Source organism: Microvirga lenta, from assembly GCF_020532555.1.
Lineage (GTDB): Bacteria > Pseudomonadota > Alphaproteobacteria > Rhizobiales > Beijerinckiaceae > Microvirga > Microvirga lenta.
On the sequence record NZ_JAJBBR010000002.1, the window covers coordinates 84,825 to 104,401 of the forward strand.

The window sequence follows — 19,577 nt, forward strand, 5'->3', positions numbered from 1 at the left end:
CCTGATGGCGTCAGACGCCCAGCAAGCCCTTGGGAAAAGCGATCCCGAGCCATGCAACGAACACGCCATAGACGAGCGCCGTCGTAACCGCGGTGGTGAAGAGACTGGGCAGAAGGCGGCGGCGCTCGACGACGAGAAGCAAGAACAACATGAACAGAACGGCGGTGGCCACCAGCCCGAGGAACGGAGCCGCGACGATGACGGCCCAGAGGCCTCCGGCCGTCAGGATCACCCGCTGGAATCCGGTGCGGTCAGGCCAGTCGACGGGCGGTCCGGCCGGCCGGCGCAGGGCGCTGACGAGCAACGCGATGGAGAGGACGGCACCCGTCGCGGCCACCCAGAACGGCGCAAAGGCCGATCCGGGCGCGAAATCCGCCCAATATGGCAAGTCGCGGGTGGTCGCGAAGACCACCCCCGACAGGACGAGCATGACAACCGCGCTGACGATATCCGCAGTTTTCATGACCTGGATCCGGCTTACTTGGCGAGGCCGAGATCACGCAGGAGGGCAAGATGCTCTTGGTGCAGTTCAGCCATATGCTCCTTCGCCTGGCTGGCCGGCACGACCTCGCTGCGCAGGAACATCTCGTCGACCATGGCCTGCCAAGCGTCGGTCTTCACGAGCTTCTGGATGGCATCGTCCCAGAACTTCACGAGCTCAGGATCCATGTCCGGCGGACCGGCAAGACCCCAGGACTGACCCCACACGATATCGAAGCCCTGCTCCTTGGCAGTCGGGACATCCTTGAACTCCGGCTCCTTCCGGCGATTCTCGCTCAGGACCGCAAGCAGCTTCGCCTTGTTGCTCTTGATGAGGGGCAGAGCTTCGCTGGGCGGCAGGACGATCATATCGACGTTGCCTCCAAGGAAGGCGGACGTCGCAGCGCCACCGCCGTCGAAGGGAACGTAGTTCAGCTTCACGTTGCCGGCCTTCTCGACCAGCCCGGTCACCATGTGATCGGTCGATCCTGCCTGCGCGCCTGCGACCTTGACGCTGCGCTCGCGCTGCTTTGCCAGATCGATGAACTCCTTCAGGTTGTTCGCAGGGGAGTTGGGCTGCACGGCGATGAGAAGATCGCCCTGGATGAACATACTGATGGGCGTGAGCTTGTCGTAGACCGTCGGCTGGCCGGTCGTGATCGGCGTGGTGAGAATGGGCTGGGCGATGGTGAGGACCGTGTTGTCGTCGCCCTTCTTGTTCAGCACCCAGTTGGCTGCAACCATCCAGGACCCGCCGGTACGGTTCTGCACGACGATCGGATTGGTGATGATCTTCTCTTCGTTGAGGATTTTCGCGGCGCGGCGCATCAGGACGTCCGGCGTGCCGCCGGGGCTCGTGCCGGAGGTGATTTCGATGGGACCGGTCGGTGCCTTGCCCTGCGCAAGGACCGGTTGGCTGCCAAGCATCAAAGCGGCGGTTGCAGAGGCTGCCCCCATCATGATGAGGCGGCGGCTGAACCGAGTCGATAGTCTTCCGATCGTATGCATGGTTGCTTCCTCCGTTCGATAGCTTATTATGACGTCATAAGACGTGTTGAGACTAGGTCTGGCTTTCCTTCCATGTCAAGTTCGATAAAGAGACTTTTCGAGACGAGTGGCGATGCCCGGGCGGGACTCGCAGGAAAGGTGCTTCAATGACGGATACAGGCCCCAACCTTCATCCTCTGAGGGGGACCGGCAGCACACCTCTGTGGCTCCAGTTGAAGCACGCCCTGCGCGACTACGTGACGTTCGATCTTCAGCCCGGGGACCAGATCCCCTCCGAGAGCGAGCTTTGCGAGCACTACGACCTCTCACGCATTACGGTGCGTCAGGCGATCTCGGCCCTGGTCGACGAGGGTTTTCTTCAGAAGAAGCAGGGTCGCGGGACTTTCGTGCTGGCGCCGCGCTTGGCCGAGCCGCTCACCGATCCAGAGCACTTCCTGCTGTCCGGCTTCGATGCGGCGGATCCCCGCAACATCAGCGTCTACAGTGCGGAGACGGTCCCTGCTCCGGACTGGATCATGGCAAAGCTCGGCCTTCGGTCGGCGGATCAGGTGCACAAGATCCGCAAGCTCCTCTCGGCGGATGACCAGCCTGCGGCCTTCCGCACCACCTTCGTTCCCGCACGGATCGCCCCCAAACTCCTGCAGGCGGACCTCTCCCAGCCACTCTATGCGCTGATCGAGCGGCTCTATGACGTCGAGGCGGTGGAGGCGGACGAGGTCATCGAGTTCATCGTCGCCGACGGGTTCAGGGCGGATATGCTCGGCGTTCAGACGGGGCACCCGCTCATTCTCGTGGAACGCATCATCTATTCCGACAGCGGCGAGGCCCTCGAATGCTCGCGGGCCTATTATCGCGCAGATCGCTTCCGCCTGCGGCACCGTCTGAGGCGCTCGGGAGCCAATACCAGCCAGCCGCACCGCCAAATCGCCACGGAAATCGCCAGTGTGAAAGCGGAAGCCTGAGAACAGGATCTGCTTGGCGCCTCTCCTTAAAGATCCAGCCTGAAAGGATGACCTTACGAAAAGATGCGGTCGCCCTGCTCGTCGATGATCTGCTGGGCCTTCGCAATGGCGAACGAGACCGCATCATCCTTGCTCGCGTGGGTTTCGGCACGCACGAAGCGATGCGCCTTCATCTCGCCGCCGATCTCCTTCTCGATCACGCCGGCGGTCTGATACTGGCCTTTGGCCGGATAGGGAGCCGGTCGAATCCGGTAGCCCTTGTATTCGACAGGCTCCGCCGAGAGCTCCTTTCCGTCAGGCGCGCCTCCGCCTCCGGCAAGGCGCATCCATAGATCTTTGAAAAACGAGACCATGAGCGGGAGCCTACCTGTTACTGATGATTCGCCCGCTCAGCATACCCGAGGGGCTGTTCGAGCGTGAGCCGTTCGCATGTCGATCAGTAGATGATCTTCACGCGTTCGGCGGCTCTGCGGGCGTAATCCCGGGCACGATCGGTCGTGTCGGCACAGGCCAGCGCCACTCCCATCCGCCGGTATGGACGGGTTGTGGGCTTGCCAAAGATCCGCACCTCGACTTCGCCGTTCTCCGGCTCCTGCCGAAGTGCATCGCCGATCCCCTGGATGGAGAAGCTGTCCGCCTCGCGATCGGCCAGGATCACGGCCGAGGCCGAAGGGCCACGAAGCGTGATGCTGGAAATGGGCAGTCCAAGAATGGCCCTGGCATGGAGATCGAACTCGGACAGGTTCTGGGAAATGAGCGTGACCATCCCCGTATCATGCGGCCTGGGAGAAAGTTCCGAGAAGATGACCTCGTCCCGGGTGACGAAGAACTCGACGCCGAAGATCCCATAGCCTCCGAGATTGTCGACGACCTTTTCCGCCATGTCCCTCGCTTCCTGAAGAAGCCTGTCGGACATTGGCGTCGGCTGCCAGGATTCCTGATAATCGCCACGCTCCTGCCGGTGGCCGATCGGCTCGCAGAACTTGACGCCGTCGCGGGTGCGCACCGTCAGGAGAGTGATTTCGTATTCGAAGCGAATGAACTCCTCGACGATCACCTTCTTGCGATCGCCCCTCATGTTGTCGACGGCATAGGTCCAGGCCCTCTCCAGCTCGTCGGCCGAATTGGCATTGCTCTGCCCCTTGCCGGACGACGACATGACCGGTTTGATGACACAGGGGAACCCCGTATGCTCCGCGGCGGCTCGGACCTCCTCCAGGGACTCGGCATACCGGTATTTCGATGTCCGAAGGCCGAGCTCCGTGGCCGCCACCTCTCGAATGCGATCACGGTTCATGGTCATGTAGGTGGCGCGGGCCGAAGGCACGACGGCGAAGCCCTTGTCCTCGAACTCCTGCAAAACCTCCGTTCGGATCGCCTCCACCTCCGGCACGATATAGTCGGGCCGATGCTTCTCGATCACGCTTCTGAGCCTGTCCGCATCGAGCATGGAGAAGACTTCCGCAACGTCGGACACCTGCATCGCCGGTGCATTGGCGTAGTGGTCGCACGCAATGACATGGCAGCCATAGCGTTTGGCGGAGATCGCGAACTCCTTGCCGAGTTCGCCCGACCCAAGGAGGAGGATTTTAGCGGTGAATGTCATTGTCCTGCTGCGCCGTCTAGCAACCCGAGTGCGCCCCTTGTCCATCATCCGGGCATCGCCTGCAAGACTTGCAGGGAAGCAGCACCGGAGACCGCTCACAGAAAGCGCCGTGTGCCATGGCGCTTGGCCGCGGCCTCCGCAGCCCTATTTGACCGGAACCTCGCAGAGGGCAATAGAGTTCGGCGGCGCATGCCTCTAGCAACAGGCTGACAAGCCTCGGTTCATGCCAAGGAGAGAACGATGGGTGCTCTGGTCAACGGCGTCTGGCACGATCAGCCTCTGGTCTCCAAGAGCTCCGACGGACGCTTCATCCGAAAGGACTCCGCCTTCCGCAACTGGATCACGGCCGACGGCTCGCCGGGCCCTACAGGAAAAGGCGGCTTCAAGGCCGAACCGGGACGTTATCATCTCTACATCTCCCTCGCCTGCCCCTGGGCCCACCGGGCCCTGATCTTCCGCAAGCTGAAAGGTTTGGAGGGGATGATCGGCCTTTCGGTCGTTAACTGGCTGATGCTGGAGAACGGATGGACCTTTGAGGAGGGGCCGGGCGTGATCCAGGACCCGATCCAGGGCGCCCGCTATCTGCATCAGGTCTACACGGCGGCGGATCCCGACTACACGGGAAAGGTCACCGTACCCGTATTGTGGGACAAGGCGCAGGGGACAATCGTCAATAACGAGTCTGCCGAGATCATCCGCATGCTCAATCATGCCTTCGACGGCATCGGCGCGACACCGGGTGACTATTACCCGGAGGAGTTGAGGGCGGAAATTGATGAGCTCAACGCCCGCATCTACGACACGGTCAATAACGGCGTCTACAAGGCCGGCTTTGCCACCCGGCAGGAAGCCTACGAGGAAGCCGTCACCTCTCTGTTCGACACTCTCGACTGGCTCGACGGTTTGCTGGAGTCCCGGCGCTATCTCACAGGCGGCCGGCAAACCGAAGCCGACTGGCGTCTCTTCACGACCCTCGTGCGCTTCGATACCGTCTATGTCGGCCACTTCAAATGCAATCTGCGGAGGATCGCCGGTTATCCCAATCTTTCTGCGTACCTCCGAGACCTCTACCAGACTCCGGGCATCTCCGAGACGGTGGATATGCAGCACATCAAGCGGCATTATTACGAGAGCCACCGCATGATCAATCCCTCAGGCATCGTTCCGAAGGGGCCCGTTCTCGACCTCGGAGCACCTTCAGGGCGAGACAAGCTCTGAGCGCTCAAGAGTTCACGAGCTCTCCGGAGGCATGAGAGGGCCTCAATCCGAGGAGCGCGCGAGCCTCCTCGGGCCTCGCAGCTCGCCGCCCGCGCCGTTCGACCGCCAGGACGGCATATTCGACCAGCTCCGCGTTGCCTGCTGCCAAGCGCTCCTTCGTGATCCGGATGTTGTCCTCCAGGCCCGTACGCACGGAATCGGCACCCCGGATGAGAGCCCAGTCCATCACCCGCGCCTGATGCCGTCCGATCCCTGCCGCGGTCCAGGTGGCCAGGGGCATGAGGCGCCTCAGCTCACCGAGGAGAATGTCGAGCAGATGCTCCTCGGCCAGCAGCGCATTCTGGACACCCATGACGAACTGCACGTGAGGCCGCTCGTCCATCAGACCCCGGTCGATGAGGCGTCGGGCGCCGTGCAGGTGAGACAGGTCGAAAATCTCGATCTCCGGCTTGATCCCGAACTCCTTCATCCGTCCTGCCAGCCCCTCCACGAAGGTGGTGTGGTTCTCATAGACGATAGTGGGAAAGTTGACGGAGCCTGTCGAAAGCGATGCCATGTCCGGCCTGAGGTAGAGAGCACTCCCTCTCTGACTCGGATCCCGCCCCCTCCCGCCGGTCGAGAACTGGATGATCATGCCCGGGCAGTGCTTGGCAATGCCTTCCTGGACGATAGCGAAACGCTCCGGATCCGATGAAGGCGTCTCGTCATCATTGCGAACGTGGATGTGCACCAGAGTGGCCCCGGCCTCGTAGGCCTCCTGTGTCGACTCGATCTGCTCAGAAGGCGAGATCGGCACGGCGGGATTGTCCCTCTTGCGCGGCACGGAACCTGTGATGGCGACGGCGATGACGACGGGGGAGGTCATGGCAAACCCTTGGATGTGACCCGACGAGCGAGGCTGTCTCGCTCACCTTGGACATCGCCACGCAATGTCAAGGGGATGGTCCGGCGCGTATCGCTTGGCCGTCTTGACGCTCCAGCCATTGAGGTGGACTCTATCTCTCTTCGCGTCGATTGCGCCTGAAACGAAGGAGCATCATCATGAGATACAAGCTGACGGCCCTATGTCTTCTCGGTGCCCTTCCCTTGGGCGGCGTCGCCCTGGCCCATCACGGCTGGGGAAGCTATGACGCGGCGCGAAAGCTCACCCTCAGCAGCACCGTGCAAAGTGTGGAATGGCAAAATCCCCATGTGCAGATCGTGGTCGACGATAGAGGCAAGAGCTGGGATGCGGTTCTGGCCCCTCCTTTCCGCATGAGCGCCCGCGGCTTGAGCGAAGACATGCTCAAACCAGGAACCAGCATCACGGTCGAGGGCTACCCCTCCACGCGGGTCGAGAATGAAATGCGGGCGGAGCGGATTACAGCCGGCGGCAAGACCTTCGAGCTGCGCTAGCTCACGATGTATCTCGACCTGCTGGGCGCACTGGAAGAATCCTGGCTCGGGCACACCGCACGCCACTCCGCCTGGATGTTCACGGTCGCCAACCTGCTGCACGTGCTCGGATCCTCGCTCGTCGTCGGCAGCATCGCGGTTTTCGATCTCAAGGTTCTGGTGGAGCGCGGGCGGCATGCCTGGCAGGTCGGCCGCTTCGCCATCCCCCTTGCGGCGGCGGGCCTGGCCCTGCAGATCCCGACAGGGACGATCCTGCTCGCCGTCGAGGCGCGGGCGCTCGGGATCAATCCGGCTTTCTACGTCAAGCTCGGGTTCATCGCCCTGGGGCTCGTCAATGTTGCGCTGTTTCATGCCCGCTTCGGCGGCGTCCTGCGCAAGGATGCTCTGCCGCCGGATGCTCGGGCTTATGCGGTGGTATCGCTGGTCGCCTGGATCGCGGCCCTGCTCGCTGGTCGCCTCATCGCATATCTCTGATCCGGGGAGCCCGTCCATGGATCGCGAGCGCCCGCCCCTTCGGGTCAGCTGCCTGGTTTGAGAGCGCGAACACCATCGGTTACGGCATTGCGCGCATCGTCCCAGTCGGGAGCATCGAGACGTCGGTAGCGGGCCTGAACGAGGCCGAAGACTCCGAAGGCGAATAGACCCGCCGCGACGATCCCGAGCAGCGCCCAGCCGAAGGGCTGACCCTGCAGGCTCTGGAGAGCTCCCCCAAGCCCGCGCACCTCCGCAGAATTGCTGTGCCAGGCTGCCAGGATCAGAAATCCTCCGACCAGGACGAAGACAACTCCACGAGCCGCGAAACCAAGTCGCCCCAGAGGCACCGCCCAATGATCGGCACCAGATGGAAGTGAAAGATAGTCGGTGACGTTGCTGCGCCAGCCTTTCCAGATGAATCCAAGTCCCGTTGCAACAACGGCCGCACCGATCAGGCCGACCATCCATCGCCCGAAAGGTTGCGACAGGAGCCATGCGGTCCATCCGCGTGCAGCCTGATCCTCGCCGCCGCCACCGCTCCATCCCAGGGCGAGGTTGATCGCGAAGACGGCAAGGCTGGCATAGATGCCCCCGCTCAGCAGATGAGCCGCGCGGACGCTCAGTGCCTTCCACTCGGTTCCACGGTGATCCGCATCCGTGAGGGCCTCCACGACGCGCCATGCCGAAAAGCCGAAAAGGCCGATCGCGATGGCGATCAACCAGGCGGTTCCGAAGGGTTGCGACAGGAGTGAGTGAAGGGCGCTCCTGCTGCCTCCGGTCTGGCCGCCCGATCCAAAGGCGGCCAGCAGGGCCAATCCCCCGACGAGACAATACACGATGCCACGAGCCCCATATCCAAGGCGAGCCATCATTTCCATCCCGTCACACTCCTACTGCTGCGCTCGGGTGTGAAACCGGGGACAGTTCAGGAATGTTCCAAGGGCGCATGGCTCTGGCCGCACACACGCGTGTAGCAGGAATGCAGTCACATCGCCCCGAGTTCGCTGAACGGCGCCGATGCACCTCCCTCAATGGGACCAGCGCTGTGCCTTGGCGACGAGAAAGTCCCGAAAGACCTGAACGCGGGCCACCGAGCGCAGCTCCTCGGGATAGACCATGTAGCTGTCCAGTGTCGGCATTTCGACATCCCGCAGCACCTGCGTAACATTCGAATTGCCTTCCATCGCATAGGCAGGCGCCATGCCGATGCCGGCGCCGGCCTCGATCGCGACCCGGAGAGCCAGGCTGTCGTTGACGATGAAATGCCGCGGGCGTGGATCCTTCGGGTCCCGGCCCATTGTCGCGAGCTGATGAACCGCCAGGATGAAGGACGGCTGGTTTCCGCCCAGGCAGACGATACGGTGGTTGTCGAGATCCTCGAGATTGGCCGGCTCGCCGAACCTCTCGATGTAGGAATGCGATGCATAGGCGTGATAATGCACCGTGAAGAGGCGCCGCTGGATCAAATCGGGCTGTGAGGGGCGGCGAAGGCGGATCGCGACATCGGCCTCCCGCATGGCCAGATCGAGCTCCTCATTGGTCACGATCAGTTGAATCCGCACCTCGGGATAGAGGCTCAGGAACTCGGAGACCCGCCTCGCAAGCCACATGGCGCCGATGCCGACGGTCGCCGTCACTTTGAGGTTCCCGGTGGGCAACTCGCTCGTCTCGTCGAGGCGGCTGCGGGTCGACTCGATGCGCCGGAGCATGTCCTGCGCCGTCCTGAAGAGAATATCTCCATGCTCGGTCAGAATGAGCCCGCGCGCATGGCGGTGGAAGAGAGGCACCTTGAGCTCGCGCTCGAGAGCGCTGATGTGACGGCTGACCGAGGATTGGTTCAGCCCGAGATGCTCGCCGGCACGGGTGAAGCTTCCCGCCTCGGCCACTTCATAGAACAACCTGATCTTGTCCCAGTCCAAGACAACTCTCTCCAAAACCGCAACTTTGCTACCGCTTCCTCTCCCTCACTGCAATGAGTTAAGAGGGGGGCCATTCCTTTCCCTGCAAGCCGAATCTCCATTAACCCTAAACGTCCCTGCCCTACCCCAATCATTGAACCGTCCACTATTTCAGCCAGAATAAGACATTGCGGCTCGTCACAATCACAAATTTTCCGCATTGATGCCCCTGTTTGTGGCATCCGGAGTACCGAATGCAGTTACCGCCCTGGCGCAAAGCCGTCCTTCTCTCAGCAGGTCTCTTTTGCATCACCGGCTTTGCGAGCCAGGATGCGCGGGCGTTCGACTTCTTCGGTCTCTTCGGATCGAGAGATACGCCTCCCGCAATTTCGCCGAGCACCGTTCCCTATGCGCTGACTTTCCAAGTCGCGGGCGACCCGGACGATGTCGAGCGGGCCCTGGAGAACGCCTCGACCCTCTACAGGCTTCGCGGCGATGCTCCAGTCGACGGGGATGCGCTGGTCAGGCGCGCGCAAGCGGATTTCGGTCCATTGCTCGATGCCCTCTGGGGGCTCGGATACTATAACGCCAACATGGTCTTCGAGATCGGCGGCACGGTTTTGCGGATTGACAGCGACCCGACCGCAGCGATCCGCGTGGCCGAAAGCTACCGCAACCGCGCCGTCGTTCCGGTCGTGGCGAGAGTGGATCCGGGCGTCCTCTTCGAGCTTCGAGACATCGAGGTCAGCGATGCCCGCACACGGCGTCCGTTCTCCGCCCAGGAATTGCCTCCCCGCGTCGTCAAGCTCGAACCAGGCGATCCGGCCCGGGCGGCGGACCTGAGGGCGGCGCAGGCGCGGATGGTGGATCATTTCCGCGCCCAGTCCCGCCCGCTCGCCAAAGCGGTGGCGATCGATCCGGTCGTCTTCCATCCCACGCGCCTGATGGATGTCTCCTATTCTCTCGATCCGGGGCCTATCGCCCCCATCGGCAACATCACCGTCACCGGCACCCAGAACGTCGATCCGGCCGTGGTGAGGTCGTTCATCTACTTGGAGCCGGGAGATCCCTATTCCCCGGATGCCCTGGCCGACACCCGCAAGTCGGTCGGCACCATCCAGGCCCTCAGTTCCGTCCGGATTCGGGAGGCTGAGACACTAGATGAGTATGGACGCCTGCCGATCTTCGTGGAGGTGACCGAGAGGGCCCCGCGCGTCGTGGGCTTCTCCGCCCGCTATTCGACCATCGATGGCCCGGCGGTTCGCGGCTATTGGGAACACCGCAACCTTTTCGGGGGCGCCGAGCGCCTGCGTCTTGAAGCGGATATATTCCTGGCCCCGCGGAACGACGGCACACGGATCAAGCGGGTCGGAGATCTGGAGCGGTCCGATATCGGCGGCCGCTTCAGGGCCAGCTTCCTCAAGCCCGCTCTCGGGGGCACACGCAACGACCTCCTGATCGACGGCCTCATCGAGCGCGACCGGACCGGCGGCGACCGCTATGGCGGCTATACGAGTCGTCTCATCGACGGCACGGCCTTCATCCGGCACCGGTTCAGCAGTACCTTTTCCGCACAGGCCGGCTTTCAGGTTCAGCGCGGACAGACGAGCGACGTACTCGGTCAGATCGACTATCTCGTGGTCGGCACGCCCGCCTCCCTCACCTACGACTCGACCGACCGCCCGCTGGACCCGACCCAGGGATTTCGCATCAACGCATCGGTTTCGCCCTATCCTGAATTCCTCGGCTCGAGCGTAGGCATGGTGGTCAGCCGGGCCACAGCCTCCACCTACTATGCTCTCGACGAAGATGCCCGCTACATCCTGGCCGGGCGCATCGGCCTCGGCTCGATCACGGGCGCCGATCTCGACGAGATCCCCGCAAACTTCCGCTTCTTCGCGGGCGGCGGCGGATCCGTCCGCGGCTTCCGCTATCGAAGCCTTGGCCCGATAGGCCCCCTTGGACAGGTTGTCGGCGGACGTTCCCTTTTGGAAGCCTCCCTGGAAGCCCGCATCAAGATCACGGATACGATCGGGATCGTGCCCTTCATCGATGCGGGCGGGGCGTTCGAATCGAGCTTCCCGGATTTCAGTGAGAGGATCCGCGTGTCGGCCGGGTTGGGCCTGCGCTACTACACAGCCATCGGCCCGATCCGTCTCGATATTGCCGCGCCGCTCGACCGTCGCCCCGGCGACAAGCCGCTCTCGCTCTACGTGAGCATAGGACAGGCCTTTTGATGACCTCCATGCGCCGCTTCATGATCCCGCTGATCCTCCTGCTTGCAGGCGCGATCCTGTTCACCCTCACGTTGGGAACGCGAAGCGACGAAGCCGACCGGGGTTTTCTTGCGGGGCTCATCTCGCGCGCCCTGTCGACCCCCAGCACTCAGGTATCCATCGGCGCCGTCGAGGGGGCACTCTCCTCCGACGCGACGATCAGGGACATCACCATTTCCGACCGTGAGGGCGTGTGGTTCAGGCTCGACCGAGCGCGCATCGTCTGGCGTCGCCTCGCTCTCCTCTCCCGCCGCCTGGAGATCGACACCCTCGACATCGGACAGGTCCAGATCTTGCGCCGTCCCATTCCCGCAGACGAGACGGTTGCAGGTGCGGATGAGCCTCTCCTGCCGGAGCTTCCGGTCAAGGTGCAGATTGAAGATTTTTCCCTTCAGGAGCTGACTCTCGGTCAGCCGATCCTAGGGGTAGCGGCGCGCCTCACCGCCTCCGGAGAGGCCTCTCTCGGGAATCCCGCGGAGGGCCTCAACCTGAGATTCGACGCCCGGCGGCTGGACGCACCGGGAACTTTCGTCGCACGCCTGACCTATGCCTCGGAAAGGCTGGACCTCAATTTCTCCCTGAACGAGCCTGAAGGCGGCATTCTGGCACGAGCCGCAAACATTCCCGGCCTCCCTCCGGTGCAACTCGACCTGACGGGCCAGGGCCCGCTCGATGATTTTGCGGCCCAGCTCACCTTCAACGCGGGGGACACCATCGGCGCCGTCGGCTCGGCCAATCTGCGCCGGCAGGGCGACGTGCGCCGTCTCGGACTTGACCTGAACGCCCGCATAGAGGGTCTCCTGCCGGACGTCATTGCCCCGGTCTTTGCGGGCAATACCGAGCTGGATGCGAACGCGACCTTTGCCGACAATGGCGCCGTTAACATTTCCCAGCTCTCGATCGTCTCCCGCACTGCGCGGCTCGATGCGACAGGAAGCCTCTCTGCCGATCAAAACGTCGACCTCAGGCTCTCGGCGCGAGCGGTGCCGACGGACCAGGGCCGAACGGTCGCCGGTGGAGCCGAAATCCGCACCCTTGTCTTCGACGGCACTGTGAGCGGCCCTCTGACGAGCCCGCGCATCGCCGGCGACCTTCAGGCGGAGGACGTCCAGGTTCCTGCCGGGCGCATGGAGGAACTCACCGCATCTTTTTCGGCGACACCCAACGGATTGCTGTCCGAGCCCTCTACGCGGATTGCCTTGGTCGCGGATGCGAGGGCAAGGGGCGTCGCGCTCGCGGACCCTTCCCTTGCTCGGGCAGTCGGCAATGAACTGACACTTACCTTCAGGGGCAGCGCGGCGCCTGACGGAGCCACGGACATCGAGACCGCCCGCCTGTCCACGCCTTCCATGGAGGCGTCCTATTCCGGACGCTTGGGGACGCAGGATGCAGTGGGCCGGCTGACTGTCCAGGCCCCTGACCTGTCGCGCTTCGGCGAACTGGCCTCCTTGCGGCTAAGGGGGGAGCTCGACCTGAGCGCGCAAGTGGAGGGGCTTCTCTCGGACGGCCCGACTCTTGCGACGATCGACGGGAATGCCTCCCGCTTTGCCACCGGCATCGATGCTATCGACCGTCTTGCCGGCGGCCGCCTCGCTCTCTCCGGAGGGGTTCGCCTGCTCCCCAATGGAGGGGTGACCTTTCAGAACCTCCGCCTCGTGGGCGCCCATGCGAGCGCCAGGCTTGACGGGGAGGCGACACCCAACGCCCTTGCCCTCGACGCCGACATCAACCTTCCGGATCTGCGAAGGGCAGATCCACGCCTCACCGGCAGGGGTGAGATCGTTGCGAAGCTGTCCGGCACCCTCGACCGCCCCAATGCGACCCTTCGGGCCAATCTGAGCGACGCCACCGCGCTGGGACGGCCGATTTCGAACCTGACCCTGGACGCCACGGCCAACGATCTGTTGGGCCTTCTCGATGCGCGCGTGAACCTGTCCGGAGAAGTCGACCGGAAACCTGCGAACGGCACGGTTCACGTGGCAAAGCGGAATGAAGGTGGATGGCTCCTGGATGAGCTGAATCTCAACGTCGGATCCGTCGCGGTGAGCGGCAATGCCGCACTCGATGCCACCAATCTGGCGACCGGGCGTCTGCGGATCGATGCCCGTGACTTGAACGACTTGTCGCCTCTCGTGCTGACCCCTCTGACAGGGGATCTGAACGCTGACGTGACACTCGAGGTCGTGGACGGTCGCCAGAACGCGCAGCTCGAGGCGCAGGGTGCACGGCTGAGGCTCGCGGACATATCAATCGAGAGGCTGAATGCACGAGCCTCCATCGCCGATCTGTATACCAGACCCGTGGTCGATGCCGCCATTGCCATCGACAGAGCAGTCGTTGCGGGCGAAACGTTTTCGCGGATCAGACTCGATGCGGCGGGAACTCCCGCTGCCAGCGAAATCACCCTCACCGCGGAGGCACGCGGCTTCTCCCTCGATGCACGCGGCAGGCTCGTGCCCGAGACGCCGATTCGGTTCGATCTGACGGCCTTTACGGCCCGTCGCGATCGACGCCAGATCGCGCTGGCGCAGCCGACGACAATCACATTTGCCGATGACGGCGTTGCGGTACGCGAGCTTGTGCTTGGCGTCGATCGCGGAAGAATTTCCGTCGACGGGCGGGCCGGATCGACCCTCGACCTCCGCCTTGCGGCTCAGTCCGTGCCTCTTTCTGCCGTCGATATCTTCGTCCCAGGTACAGGACTGTCCGGAACACTGGATGGAACCGCCCAAATCGGCGGTACGGCCAGCGCTCCGACCGGCGAGTGGCGTCTGCGCCTTACGCGGCTTGTTGCTGCGCAAGCCCGCGACCTTGGAGCCCCTCCCCTCGACATTTCCGCCCAGGGTCGTCTGACCGGTGGAGCAACAACCGTTGAGGGCACCATCAATGCAGGACGCGCCGGCACGCTGCGCGTGACAGGAACAGTGCCCCTCGGGACGGGCGTCCTTGACCTCTCGGCACAAGGTCGCGTCGATCTCAGCATCGCCAACAGCTTCCTGTCGGCAACAGGCCGCCAGGTCACAGGCAATGCCGCACTCGATCTCCGGATCGGCGGCACGCTCAGCGAGCCCGCGGTCAACGGCACACTGACCCTGTCGGGCGGGAGCTTCCGGGATCTCCTCCAGGGAATACGCCTGGACAACATCCAGGGCCGCTTCGTCGCCCGCGGCACCGACATCTCCATCGAACGGTTCTCGGCCACGACGCGCAACGGCGGCACCCTGTCCGCCAGCGGGCGCGTCGCCCTCGATCCCGAAGCTGGATTTCCAGGAGATATCCGCGTCACTGGTCGGAGGGCGGAGCTGGTCTCGAACGAGATCGTCACGACCACGGCCAATCTCGATCTCACCCTATCGGGTCCCCTGGCCCAGAACCCCAGAATCAGCGGTCAAGTGCTGATCCTGTCGATGGACGTGACCGTTCCCGAACGGCTCCCCGCCACAATCCGGCCGATCGAGGGGACGCGGCACGTCAACCCTCCGCCGATCGTCGCGGCACGTCTTGCGCAGAAAGCGAGAGTCGAAGCCGGAACACGACAATCGTCCGTTTTCAATGCCATTCTTGATCTGACGGTGGTTGCACCGAGCCGCATCTTCGTGCGTGGGCGCGGCATCGACGCGGAGCTCGGCGGCGACCTCCAACTGACCGGAACCCTGGACAATCCCGTCGCCATTGGCGCGTTCAACCTGCGCCGCGGCCGGCTGTCGGTCGTCGGCACCCGCCTCGACTTCACACGCGGCCGCCTCACGTTCACGGGAGACCTGACTCCGGAGCTCGATTTCCTGGCAGAAACCCGCGCCGGCGACGTGACCGCCCGGATCGGTGTGACTGGTTCTGCCAGGGAGCCGCAATTCACCTTCACGTCCGATCCCGACCTTCCCCAGGACGAGGTTCTCTCCAGGCTCCTCTTCGCCAAGGCCTCGGGCGGCTTGTCCGCCACTCAGGCACTGCAGCTGGCGCAAGTAGCGGCACAGTTTTCCGGCAGCGGTGGGGATGGGGTTTTTGAGAGCCTGCGCCGCTCCCTCGGCGTAGAAGGGCTCGACATTTCTCTCGGAGCAGAGGGCGGCCCGACGATCGGCATATCCAGGGCGATCAGCGATCGCATTAGTGTCGGTGTGAAGGCCGGCGCCTCAACGGAGCAAAGCGGTATCTCGGTCGATATCGACGTGACCCGCCGCATTCGTGTGCAGGGAGAAGTCGGAGCAAGCGGCAACACGGCGGTCGGCGTCGGTGCAGAGTGGGAATACTGATGCAAGCTTAGCCGCAAGGTCCGCCGAGATACTAATTGGATCAATGTCGGAACCAACCGGACGAGCTTGGCGTTGAAAGATATTGCCCACAACATTGTCAATCTGCAGGTGCCATGTCCAATCACGCCGCGTCGATGTCATTTTCTGCGACCGAGCCCCATCAGCCGAAACTCGGTCCAGATATCCGGGTCCATCTCGGACGACATCTGAAAGCTCTTTATGATGAAGCCGGTACGGAGCATCTACCGGACCGGCTCAAGGAACTCGTCAAGCAGTTGGAGAAAGCTCTTGCCGACCAAGGCGAGACGGTCGAGCCTGCTTTTCGGGACGGCATTCTGAACGCCTTGCCCAACCTGCGCGCCTTCGCGCTCTCATTGACCGGCAATCCGCACCGGGCGGACGATCTGGTCCAGGACACGGTTCTGAGAGCTTGGAGCAAGCGCGGCAGCTTCCAGCCTGGGACGAACCTCAACGCCTGGCTGTTCACGATCCTCCGCAATTCCTTCTTCTCCGAGCACCGCAAACGGTCACGCGAGGTGGAGGACAGCGACGGAGCTTATGCGGCTCAGCTTAAAACCGTGCCGGATCAGATGGACAATCTGCACGTCCAGGATCTCCGCAGCGCCCTTGAGCGGCTCGTTCCTGAACAGCGCGAAGCGCTGCTCCTGGTCGGCGCGGAAGGTCTTTCCTACGAGGAGACTGCCGCGATCTGCGGAACGGCCGTCGGAACGATCAAGAGCCGCGTCAACCGGGCTCGCACGCGTCTGGCCGAGCTTCTGGGATACAGCCCCGGCGATCTGGCTTCCGACAATGTCATCCGCTCGGCCATGAGCGGAGGCGAGTGACCGGGGGCTACCAGGGAGTCGTCGAACCGGCTGCACGAATATGGAAACGGGGCGCTGGGCGCCCCGTTTTGTTGCGATGATCATTCTTCGCGGAACGCCTTGACCAGATTGTCGCTGATCGGTTTCGTGAGATAGGAGAACACCGTTCTGTAACCGGTTTGGATAAAGCCCTCCACCGGCATGCCCGGCATGAGCTTCGCATTGCCGAGTCTTTCGCGCTCGCCCTCTGCGAACGCCACCCGCACCGGATAGTACTGAGCACCCGAGCGCTGATCCACGACGAGGTCGGCGGCGATCAGGCTTACTTTGCCCTTGAGCTCCGGGGTCGTGCGCTGGTTGAAGGCGGAAAGACGCAGAACGGTTTCCAATCCCGGCTGAAGCTGATCGATGTCCTGCGGCGAAACCTTCACCTCGATCGAGAGCTCGTCCGTCTCCGGGACGATCAGCATCAAGGGATCGCCCGCATTGATCACGCCTCCGACGGTATGAACCATGGACTGGTGCACGATGCCGTCCTGTGGAGCGCGAATATCGATCCGTTTGAGCTGGTCCTCGGCTGCGACCTTGCGCTCTACAAGCTCCGCGATCTTCGCCTGAACCTCGCGCAGCTCCTTGGAAACCTCGCTTCTGAGATCCTGGTCGATCTGGATGATCTGGAGCGCCGTTTCGCTGATGCGGCCTTTGGCCTGGGCGACGTTGGAGATGAGCTGCCCGCGCTCGCCCCTCAGGCGCGTCTCCTCGCGCTTGAGCGCCGTCACGCGCGTGATCGGCACGAGGTTCTTGCGCCACAGCTGCTCGACGCCGGCCAACTCGTCCTGAATCAGCTTGATCTCGTCGGCCTTCGCGGCTGCCTGGAGGTTCAGGCCGTCGATCTGCTCCTGAAGCTGGGAGACCCGCTCCTTCAGCTGGGCCTTTTGACCGGATCTCGCATCGCGCCGGGATTCGAAGAGGCGCTGCTCACCCCTCAGCAGGCTGACGAGCTCCGGTTCATCCAGGCGGTTTTTCAGAGAAGCCTGAAAGACCACGTCCTTCAGCCCATCGCGCTCGGCTTCGAGGCGCGCCTGTCTCGCAGCAAGCTCGTCCAGGCTCTTGGCAACCATGGACAGGTTGGCGCGGGCAACTGTCTCATCGAGACGAATGACGACATCGCCGGCCCGCACACGGTCGCCGTCGCGAGCGTGGATCTCACCGACCACGCCTCCGGTGGGGTGCTGGACCTTCTTGACGTGGCTGTCCACCACGACTGAGCCCGGCGCCACGACAGCCCCTGAAAGCTCCGTTACGGCTGCCCAGCCTCCGAGACCACCCACCAGGAAAGCGGCGGACGATACTGCCACCAGCGTATGCCGACGGATGGAGCTGCGGGCCTTTGATTTTGTGACCGGGTTCATGACGCGACTCCCATACCTTCAACGACTTTCAACGGGGAGGCAGAGGGCATCCTCGGCTCCGAGGCCTGCGGCGCCGGCACCGGACGCAGCACCTTGCTCAGAACCTCATCCTTCGGCCCAAAGCTTTGGACGCGCCCCTCTCCCATAACGAGCACCAAATCGACGCCCGCCAGGGCACTTGGACGGTGGGCGATCACCACCACGACTCCACCACGTGCCCGCACATTCAGGATCGCCGCCGTAAGAGCCTGCTCACCTTCGGCATCCAGGTTGGAGTTCGGCTCGTCGAGCACCACGAGGAAGGGATTTCCATAAAGTGCCCGAGCCAAGGCGATGCGCTGACGCTGACCGCCGGACAAGGCCGCTCCGGCATCGCCCACCTGCGTCTCGTACCCGTCCGGCAAATGAAGGATCATCTCGTGCACGTTGGCAGCCCTGGCCGCGGCGATGACGGCCTTGGGATCGGGATCGGGATGGAAGCGGGAGATGTTCTGCGCAACCGTTCCGGCGAAGAGCTCCACATCCTGCGGCAGGTAGCCGATGTGATGTCCCAGATCCTCGGGCAGCCACTGCTCCAGTGCCGCGCTGTCGAGACGGACTTTGCCCCGCCATGTGGGCCAGACGCCGACCAGCATGCGAGCCAACGAGGACTTGCCGGAGGCGCTGGGGCCGATGATGCCGAGGCCGGATCCTGCCTGGAGTTGGAAGGAAACATCCTGGATGGCAAATCGCTGGCTGCCAGGCGCACCCGTTCCGGCATTCTCGATCGACAGAACCATGCGGGGAGCGGGCAGCTTCAACGGCTCCCCTTTCTGGCCCGCCTCGTTCAGCAGCTCCCGAAGACGACGCCAGCCCTGACGTGCGCTCACGAAGCCTTTCCAGTTGGCGATCGCCAACTCGACCGGCGCAAGGGCGCGGGAGGTCAGGATCGAGCTCGCGATCATGATACCGCCTGTCGCCTGCCCATCGATGACCAGATAGGCGCCGACGGCAAGAACAGCGGATTGCAGGAGCATGCGCAGCACCTTCGACATGGCTCCGAAGCCGCCGGACACGTCAGACGTTTTCTGCTGGAACGCGAGGTAACGAGCATTGGCATCGCCCCACCGCACTCCGATGCGCCGCGCCATTCCCATGGCCTGGACGACCTCCGCATTGCGGCGTGCGCCCTCGGAAATGCCGTTGCGAAGAAGCGCCGCGCCAACCGCCTCCTTGGAAGCATCCCGCGTCAGAACTTCGGTCAGAAGCGTAATGGTGACGAGGAGTACCGCACCGCCTAGAGCGACAAGCCCGATCCACGGATGGAAGCCGAAGCAGACCAGGAGGTAAAGCGGCATCCAGGGCAGGTCGAAGAGCGCGGAGGGTCCACCACCGGCGAGAAAGGCCCTGATCTGATCGAGGTCCCGCAGCGGCTGCTGACCGTCGCCTTCACTACGGGCCTTGAGAGGAGCATGTAGCTGGCTCTGGAATACCTGCTGGCTCAGATCCTCGTCCACGGCCGCGCCGACGCGGGCGAGAATGCGTCCTCGGATCATGTCGAACATTCCCTGAAACAGGTAGAGCACGACGATGATGATGGAGAGACCGACCAGCGTCGGGATGCTCCGGCTTGGAAGAACCCGGTCATAGACCTCCATCATGAAGACGGAGCCGGACAGATAAAGCAGGTTGATGAGACCACTCAGCAGCGCGACCCCCAGGAAGGCTCCGCGCGAGGTCGCCAGGATGCTGAGACGTTTCTTGAGGGGGCTGGTCATCGAGATTCCTCGAATGA

The 19,577-nt window shown here is 63.3% G+C and carries 16 protein-coding genes; 7 read left to right on the forward strand and 9 right to left on the reverse strand.

Going from position 1 to position 19,577, the window contains the following annotated elements; genetic code table 11:
- Window positions 1-10: 10 nt before the first annotated feature.
- Together LGR44_RS03440 and LGR44_RS03445 are read right to left on the reverse strand one after the other, a co-directional pair.
- Window positions 11-463 carry a tripartite tricarboxylate transporter TctB family protein gene (locus LGR44_RS03440; RefSeq protein WP_226737275.1) on the reverse strand — a complete coding sequence of 151 codons (453 nt, stop codon included), beginning with the start codon at window positions 461-463 and terminating at the stop codon, window positions 11-13.
- A gap of 14 nt (window positions 464-477) precedes the next feature.
- On the reverse strand, window positions 478-1,488 hold the full coding sequence (locus tag LGR44_RS03445; RefSeq protein WP_226737277.1) for a Bug family tripartite tricarboxylate transporter substrate binding protein: 1,011 nt from the start codon (window positions 1,486-1,488) through the stop codon (window positions 478-480).
- A 146-nt stretch (window positions 1,489-1,634) separates the two neighbouring features.
- Here LGR44_RS03445 and LGR44_RS03450 point away from each other — a divergent pair, with 146 nt between their 5' ends.
- On the forward strand, window positions 1,635-2,450 hold the full coding sequence (locus LGR44_RS03450; RefSeq protein ID WP_226737279.1) for a GntR family transcriptional regulator: 816 nt from the start codon (window positions 1,635-1,637) through the stop codon (window positions 2,448-2,450).
- 53 nt (window positions 2,451-2,503) lie between these two features.
- Here LGR44_RS03450 and LGR44_RS03455 read toward each other — a convergent pair whose 3' ends face one another.
- The gene (locus LGR44_RS03455) at window positions 2,504-2,776 is read right to left on the reverse strand and encodes an HlyU family transcriptional regulator (protein ID WP_264196315.1); all 273 of its coding nucleotides are present in this window, start codon (window positions 2,774-2,776) and stop codon (window positions 2,504-2,506) included.
- Between the two features lie 110 nt (window positions 2,777-2,886).
- Complete coding sequence (purT, locus tag LGR44_RS03460; protein WP_226737285.1) at window positions 2,887-4,056, reverse strand: formate-dependent phosphoribosylglycinamide formyltransferase; 1,170 nt, start codon at window positions 4,054-4,056, stop codon at window positions 2,887-2,889.
- A gap of 240 nt (window positions 4,057-4,296) precedes the next feature.
- On the opposite strand from purT, the gene LGR44_RS03465 reads away from it, so the two are divergent.
- Window positions 4,297-5,274, forward strand: a complete 978-nt coding sequence (locus LGR44_RS03465; RefSeq protein ID WP_226737286.1) for a glutathione S-transferase family protein — start codon at window positions 4,297-4,299, stop codon at window positions 5,272-5,274.
- Between the two features lie 4 nt (window positions 5,275-5,278).
- On the opposite strand, the gene LGR44_RS03470 is transcribed toward LGR44_RS03465, so the two are convergent.
- A complete protein-coding gene (locus tag LGR44_RS03470) occupies window positions 5,279-6,139 on the reverse strand; it encodes a BKACE family enzyme (RefSeq protein ID WP_226737288.1) in 861 nt (286 codons plus the stop codon).
- Window positions 6,140-6,315: 176 nt separating this feature from the next.
- Between LGR44_RS03470 and LGR44_RS03475 the strand changes: the two genes are divergently transcribed.
- Window positions 6,316-6,669 carry a DUF6152 family protein gene (locus LGR44_RS03475; RefSeq protein ID WP_226737290.1) on the forward strand — a complete coding sequence of 118 codons (354 nt, stop codon included), beginning with the start codon at window positions 6,316-6,318 and terminating at the stop codon, window positions 6,667-6,669.
- 6 nt (window positions 6,670-6,675) lie between these two features.
- Window positions 6,676-7,143 carry a hypothetical protein gene (locus LGR44_RS03480; protein ID WP_226737292.1) on the forward strand — a complete coding sequence of 156 codons (468 nt, stop codon included), beginning with the start codon at window positions 6,676-6,678 and terminating at the stop codon, window positions 7,141-7,143.
- 44 nt (window positions 7,144-7,187) lie between these two features.
- Here LGR44_RS03480 and LGR44_RS03485 read toward each other — a convergent pair whose 3' ends face one another.
- Together LGR44_RS03485 and LGR44_RS03490 are read right to left on the reverse strand one after the other, a co-directional pair.
- Window positions 7,188-8,021, reverse strand: coding sequence for a DUF1206 domain-containing protein (locus LGR44_RS03485; protein ID WP_226737294.1), 834 nt, complete (start codon window positions 8,019-8,021; stop codon window positions 7,188-7,190).
- Window positions 8,022-8,171: 150 nt separating this feature from the next.
- Window positions 8,172-9,062, reverse strand: coding sequence for a LysR family transcriptional regulator (locus tag LGR44_RS03490; RefSeq protein WP_226737296.1), 891 nt, complete (start codon window positions 9,060-9,062; stop codon window positions 8,172-8,174).
- Between the two features lie 233 nt (window positions 9,063-9,295).
- Between LGR44_RS03490 and LGR44_RS03495 the strand changes: the two genes are divergently transcribed.
- The 3 genes from LGR44_RS03495 (at window position 9,296) to LGR44_RS03505 (ending at window position 16,412) form a co-directional block, all read left to right on the forward strand.
- Window positions 9,296-11,278 carry an autotransporter assembly complex protein TamA gene (locus tag LGR44_RS03495; RefSeq protein WP_226737298.1) on the forward strand — a complete coding sequence of 661 codons (1,983 nt, stop codon included), beginning with the start codon at window positions 9,296-9,298 and terminating at the stop codon, window positions 11,276-11,278.
- Window positions 11,278-15,567, forward strand: coding sequence for a translocation/assembly module TamB domain-containing protein (locus tag LGR44_RS03500; protein WP_226737301.1), 4,290 nt, complete (start codon window positions 11,278-11,280; stop codon window positions 15,565-15,567). Before LGR44_RS03495 ends, LGR44_RS03500 begins: the two co-directional genes overlap by 1 nt.
- Window positions 15,568-15,701: 134 nt before the next feature.
- Window positions 15,702-16,412, forward strand: a complete 711-nt coding sequence (locus LGR44_RS03505; RefSeq protein WP_226737303.1) for a NepR family anti-sigma factor — start codon at window positions 15,702-15,704, stop codon at window positions 16,410-16,412.
- Window positions 16,413-16,492: 80 nt separating this feature from the next.
- On the opposite strand, the gene LGR44_RS03510 is transcribed toward LGR44_RS03505, so the two are convergent.
- Together LGR44_RS03510 and LGR44_RS03515 are read right to left on the reverse strand one after the other, a co-directional pair.
- The gene (locus LGR44_RS03510) at window positions 16,493-17,803 is read right to left on the reverse strand and encodes an HlyD family type I secretion periplasmic adaptor subunit (protein WP_226737306.1); all 1,311 of its coding nucleotides are present in this window, start codon (window positions 17,801-17,803) and stop codon (window positions 16,493-16,495) included.
- Window positions 17,800-19,560, reverse strand: a complete 1,761-nt coding sequence (locus tag LGR44_RS03515) for a type I secretion system permease/ATPase (protein WP_226737309.1) — start codon at window positions 19,558-19,560, stop codon at window positions 17,800-17,802. Before LGR44_RS03515 ends, LGR44_RS03510 begins: the two co-directional genes overlap by 4 nt.
- Window positions 19,561-19,577: the final 17 nt, after the last annotated feature.